This window comes from Stenotrophomonas sp. 22DLJC03 (assembly GCF_056861405.1).
This window is the reverse complement of the sequence record NZ_JBSPUG010000005.1, coordinates 142,485-168,199: the sequence shown is the minus strand read 5'-3', so window position 1 is coordinate 168,199 and position 25,715 is coordinate 142,485. Positions and strand designations below refer to the sequence as shown.

Annotated in this window: 25 protein-coding genes; 10 read left to right on the top strand and 15 right to left on the bottom strand. The window is 65.7% G+C overall.

The genetic code is table 11. From position 1 onward, the window contains the following. Positions 1 to 85 precede the first annotated feature (85 nt). The 7 genes from der to ndk all read right to left on the bottom strand — a co-directional run bounded on the left by der (position 86) and on the right by ndk (position 6,713). Positions 86 to 1,483: a ribosome biogenesis GTPase Der gene (gene der, locus AC13GA_RS17275; protein WP_482998606.1), complete on the bottom strand. Its 1,398-nt coding sequence runs from the start codon at positions 1,481 to 1,483 to the stop codon at positions 86 to 88. A 16-nt stretch (positions 1,484 to 1,499) separates the two neighbouring features. After that, positions 1,500 to 2,708, bottom strand: a complete 1,209-nt coding sequence (bamB, locus tag AC13GA_RS17270; protein ID WP_012510800.1) for an outer membrane protein assembly factor BamB — start codon at positions 2,706 to 2,708, stop codon at positions 1,500 to 1,502. Beyond that, complete coding sequence (locus tag AC13GA_RS17265; RefSeq protein WP_046986536.1) at positions 2,708 to 3,346, bottom strand: YfgM family protein; 639 nt, start codon at positions 3,344 to 3,346, stop codon at positions 2,708 to 2,710. The genes bamB and AC13GA_RS17265 overlap by 1 nt, the downstream gene beginning before the upstream one ends. A 65-nt stretch (positions 3,347 to 3,411) precedes the next feature. Continuing rightward, on the bottom strand, positions 3,412 to 4,281 hold the full coding sequence (locus AC13GA_RS17260; RefSeq protein ID WP_482998605.1) for a RodZ domain-containing protein: 870 nt from the start codon (positions 4,279 to 4,281) through the stop codon (positions 3,412 to 3,414). Positions 4,282 to 4,299: 18 nt separating this feature from the next. Next, complete coding sequence (locus tag AC13GA_RS17255) at positions 4,300 to 5,085, bottom strand: tetratricopeptide repeat protein (protein ID WP_253078310.1); 786 nt, start codon at positions 5,083 to 5,085, stop codon at positions 4,300 to 4,302. Beyond that, positions 5,072 to 6,277 carry a dual-specificity RNA methyltransferase RlmN gene (gene rlmN / locus AC13GA_RS17250; protein WP_065723019.1) on the bottom strand — a complete coding sequence of 402 codons (1,206 nt, stop codon included), beginning with the start codon at positions 6,275 to 6,277 and terminating at the stop codon, positions 5,072 to 5,074. Before rlmN ends, AC13GA_RS17255 begins: the two co-directional genes overlap by 14 nt. A 10-nt stretch (positions 6,278 to 6,287) precedes the next feature. Further along, complete coding sequence (ndk, locus tag AC13GA_RS17245) at positions 6,288 to 6,713, bottom strand: nucleoside-diphosphate kinase (RefSeq protein ID WP_008265389.1); 426 nt, start codon at positions 6,711 to 6,713, stop codon at positions 6,288 to 6,290. Between the two features lie 345 nt (positions 6,714 to 7,058). Between ndk and AC13GA_RS17240 the strand changes: the two genes are divergently transcribed. From AC13GA_RS17240 to AC13GA_RS17230, 3 genes are all read left to right on the top strand, one after another. Continuing rightward, positions 7,059 to 7,727, top strand: coding sequence for a TetR/AcrR family transcriptional regulator (locus AC13GA_RS17240; RefSeq protein ID WP_046986532.1), 669 nt, complete (start codon positions 7,059 to 7,061; stop codon positions 7,725 to 7,727). 26 nt (positions 7,728 to 7,753) lie between these two features. Further along, entirely contained in the window at positions 7,754 to 10,126 is a 2,373-nt protein-coding gene (locus AC13GA_RS17235) for a 3-hydroxyacyl-CoA dehydrogenase/enoyl-CoA hydratase family protein (RefSeq protein ID WP_426353770.1), read from the top strand. 98 nt (positions 10,127 to 10,224) lie between these two features. Further along, positions 10,225 to 11,433 (top strand): acetyl-CoA C-acyltransferase, encoded by a 1,209-nt coding sequence (locus AC13GA_RS17230; RefSeq protein WP_482998604.1) that lies wholly within the window; start codon positions 10,225 to 10,227, stop codon positions 11,431 to 11,433. 380 nt (positions 11,434 to 11,813) lie between these two features. Here the strand turns inward: AC13GA_RS17230 and galU are convergent, their stop codons facing one another. The 8 genes from galU to cmk all read right to left on the bottom strand — a co-directional run bounded on the left by galU (position 11,814) and on the right by cmk (position 20,105). Continuing rightward, the gene (gene galU / locus AC13GA_RS17225; RefSeq protein WP_046983803.1) at positions 11,814 to 12,692 is read right to left on the bottom strand and encodes a UTP--glucose-1-phosphate uridylyltransferase GalU; all 879 of its coding nucleotides are present in this window, start codon (positions 12,690 to 12,692) and stop codon (positions 11,814 to 11,816) included. Continuing rightward, a complete protein-coding gene (locus AC13GA_RS17220) occupies positions 12,689 to 14,602 on the bottom strand; it encodes a polysaccharide biosynthesis protein (protein WP_482998603.1) in 1,914 nt (637 codons plus the stop codon). The genes galU and AC13GA_RS17220 overlap by 4 nt, the downstream gene beginning before the upstream one ends. A 3-nt stretch (positions 14,603 to 14,605) precedes the next feature. Further along, the gene (locus tag AC13GA_RS17215) at positions 14,606 to 15,595 is read right to left on the bottom strand and encodes an MraY family glycosyltransferase (protein ID WP_482998602.1); all 990 of its coding nucleotides are present in this window, start codon (positions 15,593 to 15,595) and stop codon (positions 14,606 to 14,608) included. A 3-nt stretch (positions 15,596 to 15,598) separates the two neighbouring features. Next, positions 15,599 to 16,777, bottom strand: coding sequence for a lipopolysaccharide assembly protein LapB (gene lapB / locus AC13GA_RS17210; RefSeq protein ID WP_012510791.1), 1,179 nt, complete (start codon positions 16,775 to 16,777; stop codon positions 15,599 to 15,601). A 6-nt stretch (positions 16,778 to 16,783) separates the two neighbouring features. Then, the gene (locus AC13GA_RS17205) at positions 16,784 to 17,068 is read right to left on the bottom strand and encodes a LapA family protein (RefSeq protein WP_046983806.1); all 285 of its coding nucleotides are present in this window, start codon (positions 17,066 to 17,068) and stop codon (positions 16,784 to 16,786) included. Between the two features lie 82 nt (positions 17,069 to 17,150). After that, entirely contained in the window at positions 17,151 to 17,456 is a 306-nt protein-coding gene (locus AC13GA_RS17200; RefSeq protein WP_005409286.1) for an integration host factor subunit beta, read from the bottom strand. Positions 17,457 to 17,543: 87 nt separating this feature from the next. Next, positions 17,544 to 19,229, bottom strand: a complete 1,686-nt coding sequence (gene rpsA / locus AC13GA_RS17195; protein WP_012510790.1) for a 30S ribosomal protein S1 — start codon at positions 19,227 to 19,229, stop codon at positions 17,544 to 17,546. A 198-nt stretch (positions 19,230 to 19,427) separates the two neighbouring features. Continuing rightward, positions 19,428 to 20,105, bottom strand: a complete 678-nt coding sequence (gene cmk, locus AC13GA_RS17190; RefSeq protein WP_482998601.1) for a (d)CMP kinase — start codon at positions 20,103 to 20,105, stop codon at positions 19,428 to 19,430. Positions 20,106 to 20,302: 197 nt separating this feature from the next. On the opposite strand from cmk, the gene ykgO reads away from it, so the two are divergent. The 7 genes from ykgO to AC13GA_RS17155 all read left to right on the top strand — a co-directional run bounded on the left by ykgO (position 20,303) and on the right by AC13GA_RS17155 (position 25,692). Continuing rightward, entirely contained in the window at positions 20,303 to 20,428 is a 126-nt protein-coding gene (ykgO, locus tag AC13GA_RS17185; RefSeq protein ID WP_005409283.1) for a type B 50S ribosomal protein L36, read from the top strand. Positions 20,429 to 20,574: 146 nt separating this feature from the next. Beyond that, complete coding sequence (locus AC13GA_RS17180; RefSeq protein WP_012510789.1) at positions 20,575 to 20,904, top strand: hypothetical protein; 330 nt, start codon at positions 20,575 to 20,577, stop codon at positions 20,902 to 20,904. Between the two features lie 39 nt (positions 20,905 to 20,943). Then, positions 20,944 to 21,981, top strand: a complete 1,038-nt coding sequence (locus AC13GA_RS17175) for an agmatine deiminase family protein (RefSeq protein ID WP_482998600.1) — start codon at positions 20,944 to 20,946, stop codon at positions 21,979 to 21,981. 158 nt (positions 21,982 to 22,139) lie between these two features. Then, positions 22,140 to 23,027 carry a carbon-nitrogen hydrolase gene (locus tag AC13GA_RS17170; RefSeq protein WP_046983810.1) on the top strand — a complete coding sequence of 296 codons (888 nt, stop codon included), beginning with the start codon at positions 22,140 to 22,142 and terminating at the stop codon, positions 23,025 to 23,027. 14 nt (positions 23,028 to 23,041) lie between these two features. Next, the gene (locus AC13GA_RS17165) at positions 23,042 to 23,572 is read left to right on the top strand and encodes a GNAT family N-acetyltransferase (RefSeq protein ID WP_046983811.1); all 531 of its coding nucleotides are present in this window, start codon (positions 23,042 to 23,044) and stop codon (positions 23,570 to 23,572) included. Positions 23,573 to 23,576: 4 nt separating this feature from the next. Then, a complete protein-coding gene (locus tag AC13GA_RS17160; protein WP_087943700.1) occupies positions 23,577 to 24,797 on the top strand; it encodes a TraB/GumN family protein in 1,221 nt (406 codons plus the stop codon). Between the two features lie 49 nt (positions 24,798 to 24,846). Beyond that, positions 24,847 to 25,692 carry a phytanoyl-CoA dioxygenase family protein gene (locus AC13GA_RS17155; protein ID WP_482998599.1) on the top strand — a complete coding sequence of 282 codons (846 nt, stop codon included), beginning with the start codon at positions 24,847 to 24,849 and terminating at the stop codon, positions 25,690 to 25,692. Positions 25,693 to 25,715: the final 23 nt, after the last annotated feature.

The following is a 25,715-nucleotide window of genomic DNA, read 5'->3' as shown; positions in this document are numbered from 1 at the left end:
GCGGGCGCCCGATGCAGCCGGGCATGGCCCGGCGCTACCGGCATCTGCAACGAAAAAGGCGGCCCTGCGGCCGCCTTTCTCTGCATCACTTGCCCTTGACGTGCTTCATCAAGCGCCGCTTGGCCTTGACCTGCCGCTCGCTGAGGACGTTCTTCTTGCCCTCGTACGGGTTGGTACCCTCGCGGAAGATGAAGCTCACCGGCGTGCCGATCAGCTTGAAGCGCTTGCGGAAGAAGTTCTCCAGGTAGCGCTTGTACGACTCCTGCAGTTCCTTCAGGCGGGTGCCGTGCACGATGAAGGTCGGCGGATTGGAACCGGCCGGGTGCACGTAACGCAGCTTGGAGACGTGGCCGCGGATGGTCGGCGGCGGATTGGTCTCGTAGGCCACTTCCAGCGCCTTGTTCACTTCGCTGGTGGTGAAGGTCTTGTTCGCCGATTCGTGCGCGCGGTGCACCGCACGGAACAGCTCACGCAGGCCCGAACCATGCTTGGCCGAGATGCGCACCGACTCAGCCCACGGCACGAAGCCCAGGCGAAGCGACAGCATGGTTTCCGCCTGCTCGCGCTGGTACTCGGTCAGGCCATCCCACTTGTTGATGGCGATCACCAGCGCGCGGCCGGCATCGAGCACGGCACCGAGCACGGTGGCGTCCTGGTCGGTCACGCCTTCGGTGGCATCGAGCATCAGCACGGCCACTTGGCACTGCTCGATCGACTGCATGGTCTTGACCACCGAGAACTTCTCGACGACCTCGTCCACGCGCGAGCGGCGGCGCAGGCCGGCGGTGTCGATCAGGCGGTACTCGCGGCCATCACGCTCCAGGTCCACGGCGATCGAGTCGCGGGTGGTACCCGGCACGTCGGAGGCAATCATGCGCTCCTCACCGAGGATGCGATTGACCAGGGTCGACTTGCCCACGTTCGGGCGGCCGACAAAGGCGATGCGGATGCGGTTCGGATCGTTGTCCAGCTCTTCGCCGCTGCCTTCTTCCGGCAGGCGCTGCACCACTTCTCCGAGCAGGTCATCCAGGCCCTGGCGATGCGCGGCCGAGACGGTCAGCATTTCGCTGAAGCCGTAACGGGCGAATTCCGAACGCACGCTGTCCTCGTCGGTGCCGTCGATCTTGTTGATCAACAGCAGCGTCGGACGCGACAGCTTGCGCAGCCAGGCCAGGATCTCATCGTCCATGGCCGAGCTGCCGTCACGGGCATCGACCACGAACAGGATCAGATCAGCTTCCGCAGCGGCGGCACGGGCCTGGCGCGTGGTAGCGCCGGCCAGGCCTTCTTCCTCTTCCGCGATGCCGCCGGTGTCGACGACGAGGAAATGATTGTCCTCGTCGAGACGGCAGACGCCGTAGTTGCGGTCGCGGGTGACGCCGGGCTGGTCGTGGACCAGGGCGTCACGGGTGCGCGTAAGCGCATTGAAAATAGTCGACTTGCCGACATTCGGCCGTCCAACCAGGGCGACCAAAGGCAGCATCGCGATTACTCCATTTTTAATTTGCCAACCGGAAGGCGGTCAGCTTGCCATCCACGTTCTGCACCAGCAGCACCCCGTCTACGACGATTGGCTGGGCAAGCAGGGCGTCACCGCCGCTCTTTGCCCGTGCAGCCATCGCCCCATCGGCGGTCTTCAACCAGTGCACGTATCCCTTGTAGTCACCGACCACCACGTAGTCGCCGTGCAGCGCCGGGCCGGTCAGCGAACGACGCGCCAGCTCGGTCTGCGACCACATTGCTGCGCCGGTCGCCTTGTCCAGGCCGAACACGCCGCCCTTGTTGTCGGTGACGAAAACATTGCCCGACGAAACCGCCACGCCACCTGCGCCGCCATGGTCGCGCGCCCACAGCGGGCGACCGGTCGGGCCTTCGATGGCCATGGTCTGGTTCTTGAAGCTGCTCACATAGAGGGTGTTGCCCTCCAGCACCGGGGCGCCATCGACGTCGGCCATGCGCTCCAGCTCGGTACGGCCTTCGCCGTTGCCGAGGTTCTGTTCCCACAGGGTGCGGCCATCCTGCATGGCAAGCGCGGCAACCGCGCCTTCATCCTTGCCGATGAACAGCACGCCCGGACCGGTCACCACCGGCGCGTTGCCACGCACGGTCAGCGCCGGCAATTCGCTCGGGTTGAACCACTTCTGGGTGCCGTTGCCGACATCGAAAGCGGTCACACGGCCATCATTGCTGCGCACGAAGACCATGCCCTGGGCAACGGCCGGCGCGGCAATGACTTCACCCGGAACACGGGCGCGCCACTTCTCGCTGCCGTCGTTGATGTCCAGGGCGATGACCTGGCCATCGAGCGTGCCGATCACGACCAGGTTCTCACCGACACCCGGGCCACCGGACAGGCGCAGCTTGGCCTTCTTCTTTTCCTTCTTCGGCTCCCAGGTCCAGACCTTCTTGCCGGTCTGCAGGTCGATGGCGTGGACGCCACCGGTGATCGCCGCGGCGAACACGTGCCCGTTGGCCACTGCCGGGCCCTGGCGCACGCCGATGCGGCGCTCGCCCTTGCCGAGGTTGACCGACCAGGCCTTGTTGACCTTCACGGAGGGCTCGAACTTGACCAGTTCAGCCGGCTCCTGGGCCTTCTTCGCTGCCGCGTCCTTGCCGGCGAACCAGCCCTTCACGGTGCTGCAGCCCGTCAACGCCATGCCCATCAGGAGCACGGTGGCGACGCGGGTGATCATGACCTTCTGACTCATCAAACCGACTCCGCAGGGGCGGCGACCGTGCCGCCAGCATCCATAACCTTGGTTTCCAGCAGGCGCCGCTGCGGCGCTGCCACGTCCAGCGTCTTCAGCGCCTTCTCGTACTGTGCACGGGCGTCATCGCGCTTGCCCTGCGCCATCAGCGCGTCGCCATGGATCTCCAGGCTGCTGCTGTCAGTGGCGCTGCCGAGCAGCTTGATGGCCTCGTCGCTCTTGCCGGTCGCCACCAGCAGGCGGGCCACGCGCTGGTCGACCACGCGCTGCAGGTCGCCTTCGACCTTCACGGCGCGCAGGGTGGCCAGCGCTTCTTCATTCTTGCCGGCGTCGACCTGGGCCTTGGCCAGCTGCAGCGCCGCGAGGTCGCCATAGATGCTGGACGGGCCGGCTTCGAGCGCCTTGACCGCCTTGGAGGCGTCGTCAAGCTTGTTCTGCTGAAGGCCGACCAGGGCCTTCTGGTACTCGACATTGGCCGAGGCCAGCTTGCCGCCCTGATCCTTCTGGTACCACTGCCAGCCGGCAATGGCACCGATGGCGATGACTACGCCACCGAGGATGCTGGCGCCATTCTTCCGCAGCCAGCTGCGGACGCGTTCACTTTGTTCGTGCTCGTCGAGCAGGTCGTCGATCGCCATGCGTACTCTCGCCCCGCCCGTCGGGAGGGACCATTGGGATTAATCGAAGGTGGTGAAACCGCGCCTCAGTGCGAAACCGGGACTACGGAGCCTTCAGAGGATACCTGAAAGCGTGCCACGTTGGCTCGCTGGTAGGGGGTCAGATCGACGATAGCGCCATTCTGCTGAACCTGGACCGCCGAGGCATTGCCCAGGGTGACCCGGGCTACCTGGCCCGGGGTAAAGCTGCGGCTCTCGCCGGACTTGATCAGCGCCTTCTCGACACTGGTACCGTCCGGGCCGCCGATATCGACCCAGCTGTCGCCGTTGAACTGCATGTCCAGCGTATTGGCCGCGGAGGCGGCCGGGGCCGAACGCGGCACCGGAGCCAGCGAGGCCACGTACGGGGTTGCCGCCGGCTTGCTGGCCGGCGCAGCCGCCACTTCGACCGGCGTGGACGGCTCGATGCCTGCTGCGGACGGGGTCACCGGCACGGCGGCCGGCAGCGCATCCAGCGACGCGGTATTCGGCGCCGGGGTGGCACTGCCATCGAAGTGGCCACGGGTGGCGAACCACACCGGCACGGCCAGCACCGCGGTGATACCGACATAGAGCACGCGCCGACCGAGGTTCTCGGCGATACGGCGCGCACGCGGGGTATGGGTATGGCTGACCAGGGTGGGCGGGACCACCGGCCCGACCTGGGCCTGCTCCAGCAGTTGGCCCACGTCCACATCCAGCAGGCGCGCATAGCTGCGCAACTGGCCGCGCACGAACACGGGCGCGCCGAGCTTCTGCCATTGTTCTTCTTCCAGCGACCTGACCACCTGGATCGGCATGCGCAGGCGCGAGCCGACATCTTCGAGGGTCAGTCCGGCCGCCTCACGGGCCTGGCGCAGGCGGGTGCCGCAGCCGGCCGCAGTCTCGAGAGCGCTCACAGTCTGGTCATCAATCACAATGCATCAACCCTGGAGTTAGGAGCCCGCTTCCTGCGGAAATTCCTGTCGAATCCGCTGAATATAGCGATCAGATGCCGCCCGATCACCCAGCCGCGCTTCGATTTGAGACGCAAGTTGTAACACGGAACGCGTTGCGGGTGCAGCTGCAATCCTACGTTCGGCGAAGGCCCGGGCCTCCATGTAGCGGCCCTGGCGGAAGCTCAGCTGGGCCATCGCCTCCAGCGCGACCGGGTTGCCGGGCAGCACCGCCAGCGCCGCGCGCAGGTCGCGCTCGGCACGTTCGAGCTGGCCGGCATCCAATGCGCAGCTTCCGGCATTGGCCTGTGCTTCGGCGGCCGCAGAGTTGCCCGGCGCCTGCCGCGCACGGTCGAACCAGATCAGCGATTCGGCCGCACTGCCCTGCTGGCACAGCCAGGCACCGTAATTGTTGAGCACGTCACCACGCTGCGGCGCCAGCTCAGCAGCCTTGCGGAAGTTCTCGCCAGCCTGCTGGCTGCGACCGCGGCGCTCGTCGATGCCCGCAAGCAGGACCAGACCATCGGGGGCCGTGGGCACCAGCTTCTGCGCCTCACGTGCCTTGCGCTCAGCGGCATCCAGATTGCCGGACTGGATGTCGCGGCCGGCCAGGGTCAGCAGCTCCTGCCAGCGCACCTGCTGGCGCACGCCATCCGGATCACGAACCGAGTAGACCGGTGCCTCACTGGGGCCCAGCTTGGCCTTCGGACGGGACTTGCAGCCGGTGACCGTGACGGCCAGCACGCCTGCGATCAGGACCAGCCAGAGGCGGTCAGGCCGCGGCATCGCTCCCCTTCCCCGCCTGCAGCGTTTTGTTGAACTCGGCCTGGCGACGGGTACGGTCCATCACCTGGCCCTTGAGCTGGCCACAGGCGGCGTCGATGTCGTCGCCACGGGTGCGGCGGACCATCGTCAGCACGTTGCTGTCGAGCAGGATCTTCTGGAAGGCGCGGATATGCGCTTCTTCCGAACGCTCGTAGCGGGTGCCCGGGAACGGGTTGAACGGGATCAGGTTGACCTTGCCCGAATCCTTGGCCTGCACCGCGTTGTCGAACTGGCGCATCAGGCGCGCCAACTCACGGGCATGCTCGGGCTTGTCGTTGATGCCCTTCATCAGGGTGTATTCGAAGGTGACCGATTCGCGGCGCTTGTTGGCACGCAGATAGCGTGCGCAGGAGGCCATCAGCTCGGCGATCGGATACTTCTTGTTGAGCGGCACCAGGGTCTCGCGCAGCGCATCGTTGGGCGCATGCAGCGACACCGCCAGCGACACGTCGCTTTCGGTGGACAGGCGGTCGATCTGCGGCACCAGGCCGGAGGTCGACAGGGTCACGCGCTTGTTGGCCAGGCCGTAGCCCAGGTCGTCGCGCATCACGCTCATGGCGCGCACGACGTTGTCGAAATTCATCAACGGCTCGCCCATGCCCATCATCACCACGTTGGTGAGGCGGCGCATCTGGTGCGGCACGTTGCCCAGGTGGCGCGCGGCAACCCACACCTGGCCGATGATCTCGGCGGTGGTCAGGTTGCGGTTGAAGCCCTGGGTGGCGGTGGAGCAGAACGTGCAGTTCAGGCCGCAACCGACCTGCGAGGACACGCACAGCGTGCCACGGGTCTTGTCGGGGATGTACACGGTCTCGATGGCGTTCTTGCCATCCACGCCCATCGCCAGCAGCCACTTGTGGGTGCCGTCGGCGGAGGGCTTGTCGAACACGATGTTCGGGACGAGGACCTCGGCATGCTCCTGCAGCTTGGCGCGCAGGACCTTGCCGAGGTCGGTCATCTCATCGAACTCGGTGACGTAGCGATGGTGGATCCACTTCATCACCTGATGGGCACGGAACTTCTTCTCGCCAAGAACCTCGACGAAAAACTTCTCCAGGCCCGCGCGATCGAGGTCGAGCAGGTTCTGCTTGCCAGCCGTGGGTGCCGACTTCGGCAGCGGCTGGATGGCGGGTGTCTGTACGACCTCGTTCACGGCATTACTCTCAGCGCGAAACGACTTCGGTGGCGGCGAAGAAGTAGGCGATTTCAATCGCTGCATTCTCGACCGAGTCCGAGCCGTGGGCGGCGTTGGCATCGATGGATTCGGCGAAGTCGGCGCGGATGGTGCCTGCGGCGGCTTCCTTCGGGTTGGTGGCGCCCAGCAGGTCGCGGTGGGCCAGGACGGCGTTCTCGCCTTCCAGGGCCTGGATCATCACCGGGCCGGAGATCATGAACTCGACCAGTGCGTTGAAGAACGGACGCTCGCGGTGCACGGCGTAGAAGCCTTCCGCTTCACGACGCGACAGCTGCTTGTACTTGGCGGCCACGACCTTCAGGCCGGCCTTTTCGAAGCGGGCGTAGATTTCGCCGATGACGTTCTTGGCAACGGCGTCCGGCTTGATGATCGAAAGGGTGCGCTCCAGCGCCATGGGATGTCTCCAATGGAATCGGGCCGCTGATGGCCCGAAGGGTAACAAAAAAAAAGCCGCGTCGAAACGCGGGCTTAGCCTGATAAACGTGCGCGGATTGTAAAAGATAACGCGGCAGGGTGGTAGTGCCGGCCGCAGGGGTCGGATCCCCGCAGGGGCTCTGACCCCATTCCGCGGCCAGCACCGGGGTCGGAGCCCCGGGGGGATCCGACCCCAGCCACCACCCCATTCACCCACCTGAGCGGATTCTGACCATCCGGTCGATTTTTGCTGCACTGCAAAATGCCATACGCTACCGTCTGGTTCTAGTATCAAACAATCGTTTGATTAAGGTCCGCCCGCCCGATGGCCAAGCCCGCCCACTTCTCGACCAAGGACCGGATCCTCGGCGCCGCCGAGGAGCTGTTCGCCCAGCACGGCTTTGCCGGCACCTCGCTGCGCCAGGTCACCAGCCAGGCCGACGTCAACATCGCAGCGGTGAACTACCACTTCGGCTCCAAGGAAAACCTGGTCAACGAGGTCTTCCGCCGCCGCATGGACGAAATGACCGGCGCCCGCCTGTCGCAGCTCGAGCGCGCCCGCGCCGAGCACCCCGGCCAGCTGCGCCCGGTGCTGGCCGCCTTCGTCGAGCCGGCCCTGGCCATGGCCCAGGACCGGCAGAGCGGTGGCGCCTTCGTGCGTGTGATCGCGCGCGCCTATGCCGAGAAGAACGACAACCTGCGCAAGTTCCTGTCCGACCATTACGGCCATGTGCTGCGCGCGTTCGGCAAGGCCATCGCCGAATGCGTGCCCGGCCTGAGCAAGGAAGAGCTGTACTGGCGGCTGGATTTCCTGGCCGGTTCGCTCACCTATGCCATGGCCGACTTCGGGCTGATCAAACGTCCCGCCGGTGTCACCGAAGCGGCGCATCGTGCCCATGCCGCCCATGAACTGATCCATTTCGCCGAGGCCGGGTTCCGCGCCGCCGCACGCAGCGGCAGCGCCCTGCCCGCCTCCATTGATTCCACCCAGTAACTGCTGACCAACAAAGGCCCTACACCATGTCCAATTCCCTGCTAGTCCGCCGCGCCGCCGTGCTGGGTGCCGGCGTCATGGGTGCCCAGATCGCCGCCCACCTCACCAACGCTGGCGTCGACACCGTGCTGTTCGACCTGCCTGCCAAGGAAGGTCCGGCCGACGGCATCGTGCTGAAGGCGATCGCCAACCTGGGCAAGCTGAGCCCGGCGCCGCTGGCCAGCAAGTCGCTGGCTGAAGCCATCACCCCGGCCAACTACGAAGGCGGCCTGGAACAGCTGAAGGACTGCGACCTGATCATCGAGGCCATCGCCGAGCGCATGGACTGGAAGCAGGACCTGTACAAGAAGATCGCCCCGTTCGTGGCTGATCACGCGGTGCTGGCCTCCAACACCTCGGGCCTGGGCATCAACAAGCTGGCCGACGTGCTGCCCGAACAGCTGCGCCACCGCTTCTGCGGCGTGCACTTCTTCAACCCGCCGCGCTACATGCACCTGGCCGAGCTGATCCCGGCCACCACCACCGACGCCGCCGTGCTGGAAGGCCTGGAAGAATTCCTGGTCACCACCCTGGGCAAGGGCGTGGTGTACGCCAAGGACACCCCGAACTTCATCGGCAACCGCATCGGTGTGTTCTCGATCCTGTCGACCATCCACCACACCCAGCAGTTCGGCCTGGGCTTCGATGAAGTGGACGGCCTGACCGGCCCGCTGGTCGGTCGCCCGAAGTCGGCCACCTACCGCACCTCCGACGTGGTCGGCCTGGACACCATGGCCCACGTCATCAAGACCATGGGCGACACCCTGCCCAACGACCCGTGGCATGAATTCTTCAAGTCGCCGAAGTGGCTGGACGCGCTGATTGCCAAGGGCGCACTGGGCCAGAAGACCGGCGCCGGCATCTTCCGCAAGGTCGGCAAGGACATCGTGGTGCTGGACCTGGAAAAGCAGGACTACCGTCCGGCTGACCGCGCCGCCGCACCGGAAGTGGTCGAGATCCTGAAGATCAAGAACCCGGCCGAGAAGTTCGCCAAGCTGCGCGAGAGCCAGCACCCGCAGGCGCAGTTCCTGTGGGCGACCTTCCGCGACCTGTTCCACTACAGCGCCTACCACCTGGCCGACATCGCCGAGACCGCGCGCGACGTGGACCTGGCCATCCGCTGGGGCTACGGCTGGTCGCTGGGCCCGTTCGAAACCTGGCAGGCTGCCGGCTGGAAGCAGGTCGCACAGTGGATTGCCGATGACATCGTGGCCGGCAAGAGCATGAGCAACGCCCCGCTGCCGGATTGGGTGTTCGATGGCCGCGATGGCGTGCACGCCGCCGAGGGCAGCTACAGCCCGTCGCGCAACGCCAAGCTGCCGCGCTCGTCGCTGCCGGTGTACCAGCGCCAGCGCTTCCCGGATCCGCTGCTGGGCGAGAAGTTCGCGCCGGGCGAGACCGTGTTCGAGAACGACGGCCTGCGCATGTGGCACGACGGTGATGGCATTGCCGTGGTCAGCTTCAAGACCAAGATGAACACCGTCTCCGACCACGTGCTCGACGGCCTGCAGGAGTGCGTCACGCGCGCCGAGAAGGACTTCCAGGGCCTGGTGATCTGGCAGCAGAAGGAGCCCTTCTCCGCCGGTGCCGATCTGGCCGGCGCGCTCGGCCTGCTGCAGGCCGGCAAGGTCGACCAGTTCGAAGCGATGGTGCACAACTTCCAGCGCACCAGCCAGCGCATCAAGTACTCGCTGGTGCCTGTGGTGGCTGCGGTGCGTGGCCTGGCCCTGGGTGGCGGCTGCGAGTTCCAGATGCACAGCGCCAAGACCGTGGCCTTCCTGGAAAGCTACATCGGTCTGGTCGAGGCCGGTGTCGGCCTGCTGCCGGCAGGCGGCGGCCTGAAGGAACTGGCCGTGCGTGCCTCGCAGGCCGCTGGCCCGGGCGGTGACGTGTTCGCCGAACTGAAGAAGACCTTCGAGACCGTGGCGATGGCCAAGGTGTCCAACTCGGCGGTCAACGCCCAGGAACTGGGCCTGCTGCGCAGCACCGACAAGGTGGTGTTCAACAGCTACGAGGCGCTGTACATCGCCAAGGCTGAAGCACGTGCGCTGGCCGAAGCGGGCTACCGTCCGCCGCTGCCGGCACGCCGCATCCAGGTCGCCGGCGACGTCGGCATCGCCACCTTCAAGATGATGCTGGTCAACATGCTGGAAGGCCGCTTCATCAGCCCGTACGACTACGAGATCGCCGAGCGCATCGCCACCGTCCTGTGCGGCGGCAAGGTCGACCGCGGCACCCTGGTCGACGAAGAGTGGCTGCTGACCCTGGAGCGCAAGCACTTCGTTGAACTGGCCCAGCAGGAAAAGACCCAGGCCCGCATCGCGCACATGCTGAAGACCGGCAAGCCGCTGCGTAATTGATTGATGGCGGGTGCCGGCCACGGGTCGGCATCCCTCTGCCTCTGGTAGGTGCCCACCTTGGTGGGCACACCGGCAAAAAACTTCGAGAGATCACTGCAATGACCAAGCAAATCCAGGACGCCTACATCGTCGCCGCCACCCGCACCCCGGTTGGCAAGGCGCCCAAGGGCATGTTCCGCAACACCCGCCCCGACGACATGCTCGCCCACGTGCTGCGCAGCGTCGTCGCGCAGGCGCCGGGCGTGGACGTCAACCGCATCGATGACGCGATCATCGGCTGCGCGATGCCCGAAGCCGAGCAGGGCATGAACGTGGCCCGCATCGGCGTGCTGCTGGCCGGCCTGCCGAACACCATCGCCGCGCAGACCGTGAACCGCTTCTGCTCCTCCGGCCTGCAGGCCGTGGCGCAGGCGGCCGACGCGATCCGCCTTGGCAACGCCGACCTGATGCTGGCCGGCGGCACCGAATCGATGTCGATGGTGCCGATGATGGGCAACAAGATCGCGATGGCCCCGAGCGTGTTCGACAACGACCACGTCGCCATCGCCTACGGCATGGGCATCACCGCCGAGAAGGTCGCTGAAGAGTGGAAGGTGTCGCGCGAAGACCAGGACGCGTTCGCCCTGGCCTCGCACCAGAAGGCCATGGCCGCCATCCAGAACGGCGACTTCAAGGACGAGATCAGCCCGTACGAGATCGTCTCGCACCAGCCCGACCTGGCCGACGGCAAGCGCATCATCACCCGCAACAAGGTGGCCGACACCGACGAAGGCCCGCGCCCGGATTCCTCCGCTGAAGGCTTGGCCAAGCTGCGCCCGGTGTTCCGCAACGGCCAGTTCGGCGGCACCGTCACTGCCGGCAACTCCTCGCAGATGAGCGATGGCGCCGGCGCCGTGCTGCTGGCCTCGGAGCAGGCGATCAAGGATTACGGCCTGACCCCGCTGGCCCGCTTCGTCAGCTTCTCGGTGGCCGGCGTGCGTCCGGAAGTGATGGGCATCGGCCCGATCGCCGCGATCCCGAAGGCACTGAAGCAGGCCGGTCTGACCCAGGACCAGGTGGACTGGATCGAACTGAACGAAGCGTTTGCCGCGCAGTCGCTGGCGGTGATCCGCGATTGCGGCCTGGACCCGAGCAAGGTCAACCCGTTGGGCGGCGCGATCGCCCTGGGCCATCCGCTGGGCGCAACCGGCGCGATCCGTACCGCGACCCTGCTGCACGGCCTGCGTCGTCGCCAGCAGAAGTACGGCATGGTGACGATGTGCATCGGCACCGGCATGGGCGCAGCGGGTATTTTCGAGGCGCTGTAAGGTTCAAGGCGTTGCCTCGTTGGGCTTCAAGGCGTGGGCCGGGTTGGCAGGGCTACCCGGCCCTTCCAGCCTCCCCGCGGCGGAGGGATGAGAAGAGGCAAGAGCAGTAGATCCACGCCATGCGTGGATGCTCCGGAAACGAAAAAAGGCAGCCATCGGCTGCCTTTTTTGTTTCTGCCCTGCTCTTGATTCCGCCCTTCCCGTCCGCGCCCGCAGGAAACCTGACAGGCGGGGCGGGTGGGCCTTTGCAGGACCGTTCGCCGCATGGATGCGGCGACCGAGCCCCCATGGACGGGTTTACGGCGTGTCCTGCAAAGGCCCACCCGTCCCGCCCATCACGTATCAATCAAGGCGCCGCGAACGGAGCGCTTGAAAACACCTTATTCCGCCAACATCGCCGCCAGCTTCTCGCGTGCCGGGCCGGCCAGCTTCGGGTTGTCCAGCGCGAAGCGAATCGTCGCCTCCACCAGCCCCAGGTGCGTGCCGCAATCGAAACGGGTGCCCTCGAAACGATAGGCATCCACCTCTTCGGTCTTCAGCAGCTGCGCGATCGCATCGGTCAGCTGGATCTCGCCACCGGCACCGCTGCCGGTCTGCTCCAGCAGTTCGAAGATCTTCGGGCTCAGCACGTAGCGGCCGACCACGGCCAGATCGCTCGGTGCGTCCTCCGGCTTCGGCTTCTCTACGATCTGCGAGATACGGCCCTTGCGGCCATCGAACGCGTCGGTGGCGACAATGCCATAGCTGGCAGTCTTGTCATGCGGCACGTCTTCCACCGCGATCACGCTGGCGCCGCTGGCTTCGTTGAGGTCGGCCATCTGCTTCAGCGCGCCATCGCCACGGTTCCAGATCAGGTCGTCCGGCAGCAGCACCGCGAACGGCTCGTCGCCGATCACCGCCTTGGCACACAGCACCGCATGGCCCAGGCCCAGCGCTTCAGCCTGGGTCACGAAGATCGCACGCACGCCGTTGGGCAGCACATGGCGGATCATCTCCAGCTGTTCCAGCTTGCCGGCACGCTCGAGCTTCTGCTCCAGCTCGTAGGCCTTGTCGAAATAATCGGCCACCGCATGCTTGTAGCGGTTGGTGATGAACACCAGCGTGTCGCAGCCCGCTTCGATCGCTTCATCCACCGCGTACTGGATGAGCGGCCGGTCGATGATCGGCAGCATTTCCTTCGGAACCGTCTTGGTTGCTGGCAGAAAACGCGTCCCGAGCCCTGCTACTGGAAAAACTGCCTTGCGAATTCGCTTGCTCATTGGTGCCTGTTGGCCTCACGTGCCGGAAAGGGCACGACTTTAGCGGATGAAATGTAAGCATCCTGTTCGATGGGAGAGAACTCCGGCATCGTCGCGAACAGGATTTCCTGGATGCTGGTGGTGTCGTAGCTGCACACCGCTTCGCGCAGGCGCGGGACATTGCCCAGCACCACTTCGCGCGCGAAGGTGCGCACACCGGCCTCGAGGATCTTCGGGTGTGCGGTCGAACGATAGTCCTCGTCCGAATAGAACAGCGTCTCGTGCAGCTTCTCGCCCGGGCGCAGGCCGGTGTAGATGATAGGAATGTCCTTGTACGGCTGCTTGCCGGCCAGGCGGATCATCTGTTCGGCCAGGACGCGGATCGGCACCGGCTCACCCATGTCGAGCGTATAGATCGCACCATGCGAGGCTGACGCGGCGGCCTGCAGAATCAACTGGCAGGCCTCCGGGATGGTCATGAAGTAGCGGCTGACTTCCGGGTCGGTGACAGTAACCGGTCCGCCGCGCAGGATCTGCTCGCGGAACAGCGGCACCACGCTGCCGGCCGAGGCCAGCACGTTGCCGAAGCGCACGGTGACGAACCGGGTATGCGTGGACCTCTGGTCCAGGCTCTGGCAGATCATCTCGGCGTAGCGCTTGCTGGCACCCAGCGCATTGACCGGATCAACCGCCTTGTCGGTAGAGATGAACACGAAATGCTCGACGTGCGCCTCAAGGCAGGCACGAGCCACGTTCTCGGTAGCCAGGATATTGTTTCGCACCGCTTCGCGCAGCTGACGCTCCAGCACCGGCACATGCTTGTAGGCAGCGGCATGGAACGCGGTATCGACCGGATGCAGCGACAACGCGTGGCGGATCACCGCCGGGTCGCCACAGTCGCCCAGTACCGCTTCGACCTCGACATCGGGGAAGCTGCGGCGCAGCTCCCCTTCAATGGTCAGCAACAGCAACTCGCTGATCTCCAGCAGGATGATGCGGCCGGCGCCGTGGCGCGCGCACTGGCGGCACAGCTCCGAGCCGATCGAGCCACCGGCACCGGTGACCATCACCGTACGCCCGCCCAACCAGCCGCGGATCAGGTTCCAGTCCGGCATGATCGGCTTGCGGCCGAGCAGGTCCTCGATCGCCACTTCCTTCAACTGCCCTGGCAGCGACTGGCCCTGCAGGATGTCGCTGAGCTTGGGTACGGTACGGAACGGCACGCCGGTGCTTTCGCAGATGGCGACGATCCGCTGCATGCCCGCGGCATCCAGCGACGGAATAGCAATGACCAGCAGCTTGGCCGCGGTTTCGCGAACCACTGTCGGCGCGTCGTCCAGGCCGCCCAGGATGGGCAGCCCCTGCAGCTTGGCCCCACGCAGGTGGGGCGCATCGTCCAGCAGGCCCACCGGTTCGAAGTTGCCCGACCGGCGCAGGTCGCGGACCAGGGTCTCGGCCGCCTGGCCGGCACCGAGGATCAACACGCGCCGCGCGGACGAATCCGACTGCAGCGACTGGTAATCCTTCCAGGCCCGGTACAGCAGCCGGGGCGCACCCAGCAGCGCCGACAGTGCGAACGGATAGATCACCAGCACCGACATCGGCACGCCATCGAAGCGCTTCCACATCAGCACCAGCACGATGGCGACCATGCCGATGAAGCTGGCCTTGAAGATGTTCAGCAGGTCGCTGACGCTGGCGAAACGCCACAGCCCGCGATACAGGCCAACGCGCCAGAACACCAGGCCCTGCAGCAGCAGTACCAGGGTGGTGTCGACATTCCACAGGGGAAGCGCGGGCGCGTTGGGAAGGATCGAGTAGCGCCCCGCATGGAGCAGCTGCCAGCATGCCCAGACCATGAAGAGGTCGTGGCAGACGATGGCCGAACGCGGCATCAGGCCGAGGATTCTGTCCCGCCAGGGTGAAGCCATGAGTCAGATAGTTCCTTGTCGGTGACGCAATCCATTGCGCAGGAGGAGCCAAAGGACGCTCAGCGCAATGAACCACGCGATCGCCACGACAGCCTCCCACCTCGGCTGCAAATTCGAGCAGACATTAAGCACTGTAATACTGAACAGGCCCAAAGCAAAGTACATCCCTGTCACCTGAGCGTGGCTGGCTCCTGCCTGGACCGCCCTCTGGTAGACGTGCTGGGTATGGGGTTCCGTCCAGCGTTGCCCGGAAATGATGCGCGCCAGCAGTGTGAAGCCTGCGTCCACAAGGAACGCCGAGGCCGGAACCAGCAGCAGGATCCAATTGATGTCGGTACGCACGCTGGCGATCGCCAGAACCACCGCCACGGCATACCCCAGCGCGCCACTTCCGACATCACCCATGAAGATCCGTGCCCGCGGAAAGTTGAACGGCAGGAATCCCAGGCAGGCCAGGCCCAGCGCCACGGCCGCGAGCGAATAGGGCCAGGGCAGCACCGGCGCCAGGCCCAATGCGACCACGATGGCCTGGCTGGCGGCAATGCCGTTGATCCCATCCATGAAGTTCCAGATGTTGATCAGCGAGGCAGTGAACAGCAGCACCAGCATGGCCAGCAGCCAGCTGCCACCATTCACCTTGACCAACGCAGCCAGCAGCGCGGCGGCGATGAAGTGCACCAGCAGCCGGCGCATGGCCGGAAGCGGCTTGTGATCGTCCCACCAGCCGATGCCCGCGACCAGGACCAGGCCGAGACTGGCAACCAGCAGGCTGGGCGTTGCTTCGGGCCAGGCCCACATCGCCACGCCCGCCGTAACGAGCAGGCTGATGACGATGGCGATGCCGCCACCGCGCGGGGTTGCCACGCTATGGCTGCGGCGTTCGCCGGGCTGGTCCATCAGCTGCCGGCGCAGCGCGTAACCGCGTGCCGCCCAGGTCAGCGCCGCACTCAGCAGGGCCAATCCCAGCAGCGCCCCCATCACAAACCACGGCATGGATCAGAGCACCGCGTAGTTCAGCAGTGGCTTGACCGTGCCCCACTCCTTGCAGCTCGGGCACTGCCAGTGGTGGGTACGCGCGCCGAAGCCGCAGCGCGTGCAGCGGTAAGCGGGGTTGCGGACCAGCAGCTGGTCGGTGATGTGCTTGAGGTCGTGCAGGGTCGCCGTGGAATCGGCGCCTTCGGCCAGGGTCAGGTCGATCAGCGCGGACTCACCACGTACCGAAGGACGATCCTTGAGCTGGCGGCCGAGGTAGGCACGGGCCGGGGCCACGCCCTCCTGCTCTTCCATCAGGCGGGTCAGCGCCAGCACCGGAGCGATGCCGCGATAGTGCTCGGTCATTTCCGACAGGAACGCACGCGCACCGCCGAGGTCACCGACCTTGCGGTAGTTGGCCATCAGCGCAGGCAGCAGCTCGGGCAGGTACTCGGGATCGTTGCGGGCCGCGCGCTCGAACGCGCGCACGGCGGCTTCGGCGTTGCCGGCATCCGTTTCCAGGCGGCCCTCGATGATGCCGGCACGCACCGACATCGCGTCGGCCTGGTAGGCGCGGGCAATCGCTGCCCTCGCCTCTTCCAGCTTGCCGGCGCCGCGGAAGCGCTCGGCCAGCTCGCACTCGAACTGGCCGATCAGCTTGCCCATCGGCTCGCCGGTCACGTCCTCGAAGCGGGTGGCATTGTCGATCGCCTTTTCCCAGTCACGCTCAGCCTGGTAAATGCCGATCAGGTGCTTGAGCGCCTGCGGAGCACGCTGGTCCAGCTGCGCCAGTTCGGTGAACACGGTCTCTGCGCGGTCCAGCAGGCCGGACTTCATGTAGTCCTCGCCCAGTGCCAGCAACGCCTGCACGCGCTGCGCGTCGCTCAGGTCGTGGCGGTTGACCAGGCCCTGGTGCAGGCGGATGGCGCGATCGACTTCACCGCGGCGGCGGAACAGATGGCCCAGCGCGACCTGGGTCTCGAAGGTTTCCTTGTCCAGCTCGGCGATGTGCAGGAACAGCTCGATGGCCTTGTCCGGCTGTTCGTTGAGCAGGTAGTTCAGGCCGCGGAAATAGGTGCTGGACAGGCGGCTGACCTGGTTGTCACCGTGGCGTTGCCCGCCACGCCGGCCGATCACCCATCCGGCCAATGCGGCCAGCGGAACGAACAGGAAAAACCACAGCCACTCGGTGACGAAATCCATCTTCGGTCAGCGTCCATCAAAAGATTGCGGGGGAACCACCGGCGCCGACGTGGCGGCAACGGACTTGTTGGCGCGGCGCAGCTGGCTGTAGAGCGGAATGACCACGCTCACCAGCACCAGGCCGGCGCCGACGATCACGCCGATCAGCAGCGCGGCAATCAGCGCCACGCCGACGGACGTATTCAATTGGGTGAACAACAGGTTGATCGACATCGCGGTCATGTTGACCGCACCAATGATCAGCCCAAGGATCAGCACCGCCAGCAGGACCAGCAGACGAAAAACCTTCATGCGACAGCTCCAGTGGCAGGAGACCGTAGCTTATCCGACTCGCGGCTCGATTCGCACGCGGTGGCGCGACGGCGGGGCGGGCTCAGGCCGGATCGGCGTCCAGCGGCAGCACACTGCTGACCCGCTCGCGCAGTTCCTTGCCCGGCTTGAAATGGGGGACGTGCTTGCCCGGAAGGGCCACCGATTCACCGGTCTTCGGGTTGCGGCCCAGGCGCGGCGGACGGTAGTGCAGCGAGAAGCTGCCAAAGCCACGGATTTCGATGCGATCCCCGGCAGAGAGGGAACCGCCCATCATTTCCAGCAATGACTTGACCGCCAGATCGACATCATCGGCCTTCAGGTGCGCCTGCCGGCGCGCAAGGATTTCGATCAGTTCGGATTTGGTCATTACCGGCTCACATCAGGGGCATCTCAGCCTGAAACGGCCCGGGCAGTGCCCGGGCCGTCCAGGAAACAACGAACAGCGTAAGGCCGATTACTCGGACTTGTTGCCGCTCAGCTGTGCACGCAGCAGCGCGCCCAGCTGGGTGGTGCCGCTGGCAGCCGAAGAGGACTGGTATTCCTCCAGCACTTCGCGCATTTCCGCGTCGTCCTTGGCCTTGATCGACAGCTGCAGGGTGCGGCCCTTGCGGTCCATGCCCACGAACTTGGCTTCGACCTTGTCGCCGACCTTCAGGTGCTGGGTGGCGTCGTCAACGCGCTCGTTGGCGATGTCGCGGGCCGAGACGTAACCTTCGATGCCGTCAGCCAGCTCGATGATCGCGCCCTTGGCGTCGACTTCCTTCACCACGCCTTCAACCTTGGAGCCCTTCGGATTGGCAGCCATGTACTGGCCGAACGGATCCTGCTCCAGCTGCTTGACGCCCAGCGAGATGCGCTCACGCTCCGGATCGACAGCCAGGACAACCGCGTCCAGGGTGTCGCCCTTCTTGAAGTTGCGAACGATGTCTTCGCCAGTGGTCGCCCAGCTGATGTCGGACAGGTGAACCAGGCCGTCGATGCCGCCGTCCAGGCCGATGAAGATGCCGAAGTCGGTGATCGACTTGATCTGGCCCGACACCTTGTCACCCTTCTTGTGGGTGGCAGCGAAGGTTTCCCACGGATTGGCGGCAACCTGCTTCATGCCCAGCGAGATGCGGCGACGCTCCTCGTCCACGTCCAGGACCATGACTTCAACTTCGTCACCGACCTGCACGACCTTGGACGGGTTGACGTTCTTGTTGGTCCAATCCATTTCGGAAACGTGCACCAGGCCTTCGACGCCCGGCTCGATCTCGACGAACGCGCCGTAATCGGTGACGTTGGAGACCTTGCCGAACACGCGGCTGTTGGCCGGGTAACGACGGGCGATGTTATCCCACGGATCTTCGCCCAGCTGCTTCAGGCCCAGCGAAACGCGGTTGCGCTCGCGGTCGAACTTCAGCACGCGCACGTCCAGCTCGTCGCCGACGTTCACGACTTCGGACGGATGGCGCACGCGCTTCCATGCCATGTCGGTGATGTGCAGCAGGCCGTCGATACCGCCCAGGTCCACGAACGCGCCGTAGTCGGTCAGGTTCTTGACGACACCCTTCAGGATCGCGCCTTCCTGCAGCTTGTCCATCAGCTGCTCGCGCTCTTCCGAGTGCTCGCTTTCGACGACAGCGCGGCGCGAAACCACGACGTTGTTACGCTTGCGGTCCAGCTTGATGAGCTTGAACTCGAGCTCCTTGCCTTCCAGGTAGGCCGGATCGCGCACCGGGCGCACATCGACCAGGGAACCCGGCAGGAAGGCGCGGACATCCTTGATGTCCACGGTGAAACCACCCTTGACCTTGCCGCTGATGCGGCCGGTGATGGTTTCGTTCTTTTCCAACGCTTCTTCCAGCTCGTCCCACACCATCGCGCGCTTGGCCTTCTCGCGCGACAGGACGGTTTCGCCGAAGCCGTTCTCGATCGAGTCGAGGGCGACCTTGACGATGTCGCCTTCGGCGACGTCGATTTCGCCAGCGTCGTTACGGAACTGTTCGATCGGCACGATGCCTTCGGACTTCAGGCCAGCGTTGATCACCACGACGTCGCCGCGGACTTCAACAACGGTACCGCTGACGATGGCGCCCGGCTTCAGCTTGGCCAGGTTGGCCTGGCTGGCTTCAAACAGTTCGGCAAATGATTCGGTCATTAGATTTACTCTGTTGGACACATGGGTCGGTGGCGTCCCCTTCAGGGGAATGGCGACCGCCCGCCTGTTGGTCGACCCCGGAAACGCAGGTCGTGTGTAGTAGGAAAACCGCCACGCATCATTGCGCGACGGAGCTGGTACAGCACTGCTTTGCGCGACCACCACCGGTGTTGCTGGCAGTACTCCCGCGCGAACGGATCAGGCAGCCGGAACCGGAAGCAGATCCATCACTCGGGCAACGACATCATCGATGCCGATGCCTGTGGTGTCGATGAGGACAGCATCGTCTGCCGGCTTCAGGGGCGCCACGGTACGCTGAGCATCACGGGCGTCGCGGGCCATGATCTCGCGCAGGAGGTCATCAAAGCTAACAGAAACCCCCTTGTCTTTCAACTGCTTATGCCGGCGCTCGGCGCGCTCCTCGGCACTGGCAGTCAGGAAGACCTTGTAGGAGGCGTCCGGGAAGATCACCGTGCCCATGTCACGGCCGTCGGCGACCAGGCCCGGCAGTTCCCTGAATGCGCGCTGGCGCTCCTTCAGGGCGGCACGGACCTCCGGGATGGCGGCAATGGCCGAGGCCAGCGCCCCCGTGGTCTCCAGGCGCAGCTCGTCGGTGGCATCGGTGCCATTGACCATGACCCGCATGGCCTCGCCCTGCTCGACAAACTGGACGTGGGTATCGAAGGTGCAGCGGACCAGCGCCGAGGCGTCGGAAGTATCGATGTCGGCCCAGCTGGCAGCCACGCCCACCGCCCGGTACAGCGCGCCCGAATCCAGGTAATGCCAGCCCATCCGGCGCGCCACGATGCGGCTGATGGTACCCTTGCCGGCCCCGGATGGGCCGTCGATGGTCAGGACGGGAGCGAGTGGATTCATGGGGGTCCCAGAGCGTGTGAAGAGGCCATTCTAGCCCCTGCCAGACGCCCCCAGCAGGATCTTTTGTGCAACCACTTGAAACCACGAGGAAAAGCCCGGTAGAATGGCGGGCTTGAACGAGCGTCAACTGCCGATTGTCTTTCGCATATCGCGGCCACGCTCCACCCGAACAACTACTGTTTACGCCGAGGTATGCCATGAAAGTCCTGTCCTCCCTGAAGTCGGCGAAGGCCCGTCACCGTGACTGCAAGGTCGTGCGTCGCCGTGGCAAGATCTTCGTCATCTGCAAGTCGAACCCGCGTTTCAAGGCGCGTCAGCGCTAAGCCTCACAGCCCTCGCGGCTGCGGCTGGCCCTACGCGGGGCCGACCCGATGCAAAAAGCCGCCTTCGGGCGGTTTTTTGTTTATGCGGCTTTTTCCTGCCGTTTTTGCTGTAATCGCCGTTCTTGACCACTGGGGAGTAGTTCGAGATGAAGCGTTACCTGTCCGCCCTGGCCATGCTGGCCACCCTGGCCGTCGCCACACCGGCGCTGGCCGATACCCTGCTTGTCGACCGCGCCCGCGAGAAACCGGCCGGTGCCCTGCCCGTGCGCGGCCAGAGCATGCAGCAGGTGCAGTCGCAGTTCGGTGCGCCGAGCGAGCAGCTGCAGCCGCGTGGCGGGCAGAAGCGCCAATGGCCCACCATCAACCGCTGGGTGTACCCGCAGTTCACCGTCTACTTCGAGAAGCAGAAGGTGATCAACGTGGTGGCCAACCAGGCGGACCCGAACGAAATCGGCCCGAAACCGCCGATCCGATGATCCCTCTACCCGCCGTGCGCGGGCCTGTGTAGCGAGACCATGAACCAGACCCTTCGTTTTCCTGCCGAATGGGAAGCCCAGAGCGGCATCCTGATTGCCTGGCCCACCGCCGACACCGACTGGGCCGACCGCCTGGGCCAGGTGGAAGAGACCTACATCGCGCTGGTCGCGGCGATCACCCGCTTCCAGCCGGTGCTGATCTGCGTGGCCGACGACGATGTGGAGACCTATGCCGAGATGCGGCTGCGCTCCAACCGCATCGACATGGACAAGGTTCACTTCACCACGGCGGCCTACGACGATACCTGGCTGCGCGACTCCGGCCCGATCACCCTGCGCCGCGCCGATGGCGGCTTCCAGCTGCTGGACTTCCGCTTCACCGGCTGGGGCGGCAAGTTCGACGCCACCCTGGATGACCAGCTGGTGGGCGTGCTCGAGAAGGCCGGCGTGTTCAACGACGCACCGGTGCGCAGCATCCCGTTCGCACTGGAAGGCGGCGGCATCGAGACCGACGGCGAAGGCACCCTGCTGACCACCTGGAAGTGCCTGCACGAGCGCCACCCGGACCGCGACCGCGCCAGCCTGAGTGCCGACCTGGCCGACTGGCTGCAGCAGGACCGCGTGCTGTGGTTGGACCATGGCTACCTGGAAGGCGACGACACCGACGCCCACATCGATACCCTCGCCCGCTTCGCCTCGGTTGACAGCATCGTCTACCAGGCCTGCGACGACGAGAGCGATTCGCACTACGCCGAACTGCAGGCGATGGGCAATGAGCTGGCGGCGCTGCGCACCAAGGACGGCCAGCCGTACCGCCTGTTCCCGCTGCCGTGGGCACAGCCGGTGATCGACGAAGGCCGCCGCCTGGCTGCGTCGTACGCCAATTACCTGATCGTCAACGGTGCCGTGCTGATGCCGGCCTACGGCGATCCGGCCGATGACCTGGCCCGCGACGTGCTGGCGCAGGCGTACCCGGGCCGCGAGGTCGTGCAGGTGCCGTGCCGCTCGCTGATCTGGCAGAACGGCAGCCTGCACTGCATCACCATGCAGCTGCCGGAAGGCCTGTTGAAGGCATGACGGTAGTGCCGGCCGCTGGCCGGCAACCATGCAATGCCTGATGGATCCACGGGATTGCCGGCCAGCGGCCGGCACTACCAGCACCCATTCAGCGCGCGACACGCCGTCGCCGTCCATCCGCGCTAACATGCAGGTTTTCCCCCGCAGGAACGCCCCGCATGAACTCGCGCAGCCCCCTTACCGTCGCCCTGATCCAGGAGCGCAACCACGGTGATGCCGCCGCCAACCTGGCGGTGATCGAAGCACGCGTGGCCGAGGCGGCTGCGCAGGGTGCCAAGCTGGTGCTGCTGCAGGAACTGCATAACGGTCCGTACTTCTGCCAGCACGAGTCGGTGGACGAGTTCGACCTGGCCGAGCCGATTCCGGGCCCGAGCACCGAGCGCCTGGGCGCGCTGGCGAAGAAGCATGGCGTGGTACTGGTCGGCTCGCTGTTCGAGCGCCGAGCTGCCGGCCTGTACCACAACACCGCCGTGGTCTTCGAAAAAGACGGCACGCTGCTGGGCAAGTACCGCAAGATGCATATCCCGGACGACCCGGGCTTCTACGAGAAGTTCTACTTCACCCCGGGCGACATCGGCTTCAAGCCGATCGATACCTCGGTGGGTCGCCTCGGCGTGCTGGTGTGCTGGGACCAGTGGTACCCGGAAGCGGCGCGCCTGATGGCGCTGGCCGGTGCCGAGCTGCTGCTGTACCCGACCGCGATCGGCTGGGACCCGGACGATGTGCAGGACGAGAAGACCCGCCAGCGCGACGCCTGGGTGCTGAGCCACCGCGGCCACGCCGTGGCCAACGGCCTGCCGGTGCTGAGCTGCAACCGCGTCGGCCACGAGGCTTCGCCGCTGGGCGCGTCGGGCATCCAGTTCTGGGGCAACAGCCACGTGCTCGGCCCGCAGGGCGAGTTCCTGGCCGAGGCCGGCACCGATGCCACCGTGCTGGTGTGCGACGTCGACCTGCAGCGCAGCGAGCACGTGCGCCGCATCTGGCCGTTCCTGCGTGATCGCCGCATCGATGCGTACGGCGACCTGCTCAAGCGCTACATCGACTGAGCCGGAGCCCGCGCATGGCCGTCCTCATCCGTGATGCCGGCCCGGCCGACATCGACGCGATCACCGCGATCTATGCGGTGGAAGTGACCGACTTCGTCAACACCTACGAGTACGACATCCCCGACGCGCCGGAGATGCTGCGCCGCATGCGCGACATCATCGACCGTGGCTTCCCCTACCTGGTCGCCGAGATCGACGGCCAGGTGGCCGGCTATGCCTACGCCAACACCTACCGCACCCGCATCGCCTACCAGTGGACCGTGGAAAACTCGGTCTACGTCGATGCCCGCTTCCAGGGCCAGGGCGTGGGCGCCGGCCTGCTCCAGGCCCTCATCGACGCCTGCGTGGCGCGCGGCTACCGGCAGATGGTGGCGGTGATCGGTGAACCGACCAATGCCGCCTCCATCAAGCTGCACGAACGCTTCGGCTTCGAGCTGGTGGGCGTGTTCCGTGGCCTTGGCCGCAAGCATGGCCGCTGGCTGGATACCGTGCAGATGCAGCGCGCGCTCGGCGATGGCGCCGACACCGCACCTTCCAATGAATGAATCCATGACTGAAACCCTTCCTGACACCGGCGATGACCTGTTCGCCGGCCAGCCGGTACGCATCGTTGAACGCGACGGCGTGCGCTACACCCTGCTCGGCACCGCGCACGTCTCTCGCGCCAGCGTCGAAGCAGTGGAAAAAGCGATCGACAGTGGTCGCTTCGACGCGGTGGCCGTCGAGCTCGATCCGCAGCGCCTGCAGGCCCTGAGCGACCCGGACACCCTGGCCAAGCTCGACCTGGTCGAGGTGATCCGCAAGGGCCGCGTCGCCCTGTTCGCCGCCAACCTGGCGTTGTCCGCCTACCAGCGGCGCCTGGCCGAGCAGCTCGACATCGAGCCAGGCGCCGAACTCAAGCGCGCGGTGGAACTGGCCCGCGAGCGCGATCTGCCGGTGCACCTGATCGACCGTGAAGTCGGCCTGACCTTCCGCCGTGCATCGCAGCGGCTGGGTTTCTTCGGCAAGCTGAAGCTGGTCGCCGGGCTTGGCGCCGGCCTGTTCTCGTCGGAGGAAGTGGGCGAGAACGAGATCGAAAAACTTAAGCAGGGCGACATGCTGGAGTCGAGCTTCGGCGAGTTCGCCAGCGAGAGCCCGGCGCTGTACGAGACCATCATCGGCGAGCGCGACCGCTACATGGCCACGCGCCTGCGCGAAGCGCACGACCCGCAGCAGCGCGAAGTGCTGGCGGTGGTCGGTGCCGGCCACCTGGCCGGGCTGGCACGCTATCTGGAAACCGACACCGAGGCACCGGCACCGCTGCGCGCCGAGCTGGAATCGGTGCCGAAGAAGCGCAACATCCCGTGGTTCACGCTGGGCATCCTGGCCATCGTAGCGACCGGCATCGGCGTGGGCTTCTACCGCGGCGGGCTGGGCGTGGGCACCGAGCTGCTGGCGACCTGGGCGATGTACACCGGCGGTCTGGCCGGCCTGGGCTGCCTGCTGGCCGGTGGCCATCCGCTGAGCATCCTGACCGCGATCGCGGTGGCACCGTTCAAGCCGTTCCGCTTGAGCATTCCAACCGGCGCGTTCTCGGCGCTGGTGGAAGCACGCCTGCGCAAGCCGGCGTACGAGGACTTCCTGAAGCTGCGCGACGATGCGCAGAGCCTGAAGGGCTGGTACCGCAACCGCGTCACCCGCGTGGTGCTGACCTTCATGCTGACCAACCTGGGCAGCATGCTGGGCCTGTGGCTGACCACGTTCAAGGTCTGGGGCAAGGTGGCGGGCTGATGGTCCCGCCCCACGTGGCTATACTCGGCGTTCAAGGAGGAACACAGCGATGGATGCATATGACGCGCTGATGCGCGATGGTTACGTAGTCGTTCGCCAGGCCATCGCGCCGGCGCTGGTCCAGGACATCAATGAGCGCGTCGCGCGCTTCAAGCAGCGCAACCCAAAAGCGGTAACGCGCAACCTGGACGATCACAATCGCATGTACCGGGTCGTCAACCTGCACCTGGCAGTGGATGCGATGACCCGCCTGCTCACCGACAACCCGGCCATCGACGTCTGCGACCGCTTCCTCGGTGAACCCACTACGCTCTACACCAGCCTCTACTACGAGCGCGGATCCGAACAGTCATTGCACCGCGATACGCCGCTGTTCTGCACCTCCCCGGGCGAGCGCTACATGGGGGTGTGGACGGCACTGGAGGCAGTTGATGACAGTAACGGCCCACTACGGGTGGTCCCGGGCAGCCACCTGCTGCCGCCCATTGATGTGCAGGCGCTGCGACGCACGGTCTTCGGCGACAGCCCGGTCGGCGCGATGTCGCCGGAGGGCTGGACTGCCTACCAGGATGCGGTAGCCCGCCAATGCGAAGATGCTGGCCTGCAACCGCAAGCGGTGCACGTGCAGGCGGGTGACGTCATCGTCTGGCACCCACAGTTGTTCCATGGCGGCGCCCCGCATCCTTCGTCCGGCACGCGCCGCAGCGTGGTGATGCATGTGACCCCGAAGTCGATGCCGGTCGGTCACATGGATGTCTTCTACGGACAGACCCAGCCGCCGGAGAAGGCGCCATGGCGCTACTACCGACGCGGCCGGCGTGAGATCGCGCGGTTCGGCCATGTCGATTTCGGGCATGAATACACCCGGCGCACGCTGTTCCTGCGCAAGGCCTGAAAAAAAATGGGGGGAGACCGCCC

Excerpts from the sequence above, each read along its gene's own strand:
- AC13GA_RS17170 (WP_046983810.1), top strand. The coding sequence starts at position 22,140 with ATGAACTCGCGCAGCCCCCTTACCGTCGCCCTGATCCAGGAGCGCAAC.
- AC13GA_RS17205 (WP_046983806.1), bottom strand. The coding sequence starts at position 17,068 with ATGAAGGTTTTTCGTCTGCTGGTCCTGCTGGCGGTGCTGATCCTTGGG.
- AC13GA_RS17240 (WP_046986532.1), top strand. The coding sequence starts at position 7,059 with ATGGCCAAGCCCGCCCACTTCTCGACCAAGGACCGGATCCTCGGCGCC.
- AC13GA_RS17200 (WP_005409286.1), bottom strand. The coding sequence starts at position 17,456 with ATGACCAAATCCGAACTGATCGAAATCCTTGCGCGCCGGCAGGCGCAC.
- ndk (WP_008265389.1), bottom strand. The coding sequence starts at position 6,713 with ATGGCGCTGGAGCGCACCCTTTCGATCATCAAGCCGGACGCCGTTGCC.
- rpsA (WP_012510790.1), bottom strand. The coding sequence starts at position 19,229 with ATGACCGAATCATTTGCCGAACTGTTTGAAGCCAGCCAGGCCAACCTG.
- AC13GA_RS17180 (WP_012510789.1), top strand. The coding sequence starts at position 20,575 with ATGAAGCGTTACCTGTCCGCCCTGGCCATGCTGGCCACCCTGGCCGTC.
- AC13GA_RS17230 (WP_482998604.1), top strand. The coding sequence starts at position 10,225 with ATGACCAAGCAAATCCAGGACGCCTACATCGTCGCCGCCACCCGCACC.
- der (WP_482998606.1), bottom strand. The coding sequence starts at position 1,483 with ATGCTGCCTTTGGTCGCCCTGGTTGGACGGCCGAATGTCGGCAAGTCG.
- AC13GA_RS17155 (WP_482998599.1), top strand. The coding sequence starts at position 24,847 with ATGGATGCATATGACGCGCTGATGCGCGATGGTTACGTAGTCGTTCGC.
- AC13GA_RS17235 (WP_426353770.1), top strand. The coding sequence starts at position 7,754 with ATGTCCAATTCCCTGCTAGTCCGCCGCGCCGCCGTGCTGGGTGCCGGC.
- galU (WP_046983803.1), bottom strand. The coding sequence starts at position 12,692 with ATGAGCAAGCGAATTCGCAAGGCAGTTTTTCCAGTAGCAGGGCTCGGG.
- bamB (WP_012510800.1), bottom strand. The coding sequence starts at position 2,708 with ATGAGTCAGAAGGTCATGATCACCCGCGTCGCCACCGTGCTCCTGATG.
- AC13GA_RS17255 (WP_253078310.1), bottom strand. The coding sequence starts at position 5,085 with ATGCCGCGGCCTGACCGCCTCTGGCTGGTCCTGATCGCAGGCGTGCTG.
- AC13GA_RS17220 (WP_482998603.1), bottom strand. The coding sequence starts at position 14,602 with ATGGCTTCACCCTGGCGGGACAGAATCCTCGGCCTGATGCCGCGTTCG.
- AC13GA_RS17265 (WP_046986536.1), bottom strand. The coding sequence starts at position 3,346 with ATGGCGATCGACGACCTGCTCGACGAGCACGAACAAAGTGAACGCGTC.
- ykgO (WP_005409283.1), top strand. The coding sequence starts at position 20,303 with ATGAAAGTCCTGTCCTCCCTGAAGTCGGCGAAGGCCCGTCACCGTGAC.
- AC13GA_RS17160 (WP_087943700.1), top strand. The coding sequence starts at position 23,577 with ATGACTGAAACCCTTCCTGACACCGGCGATGACCTGTTCGCCGGCCAG.
- cmk (WP_482998601.1), bottom strand. The coding sequence starts at position 20,105 with ATGAATCCACTCGCTCCCGTCCTGACCATCGACGGCCCATCCGGGGCC.
- AC13GA_RS17175 (WP_482998600.1), top strand. The coding sequence starts at position 20,944 with ATGAACCAGACCCTTCGTTTTCCTGCCGAATGGGAAGCCCAGAGCGGC.
- AC13GA_RS17165 (WP_046983811.1), top strand. The coding sequence starts at position 23,042 with ATGGCCGTCCTCATCCGTGATGCCGGCCCGGCCGACATCGACGCGATC.
- AC13GA_RS17215 (WP_482998602.1), bottom strand. The coding sequence starts at position 15,595 with ATGCCGTGGTTTGTGATGGGGGCGCTGCTGGGATTGGCCCTGCTGAGT.
- lapB (WP_012510791.1), bottom strand. The coding sequence starts at position 16,777 with ATGGATTTCGTCACCGAGTGGCTGTGGTTTTTCCTGTTCGTTCCGCTG.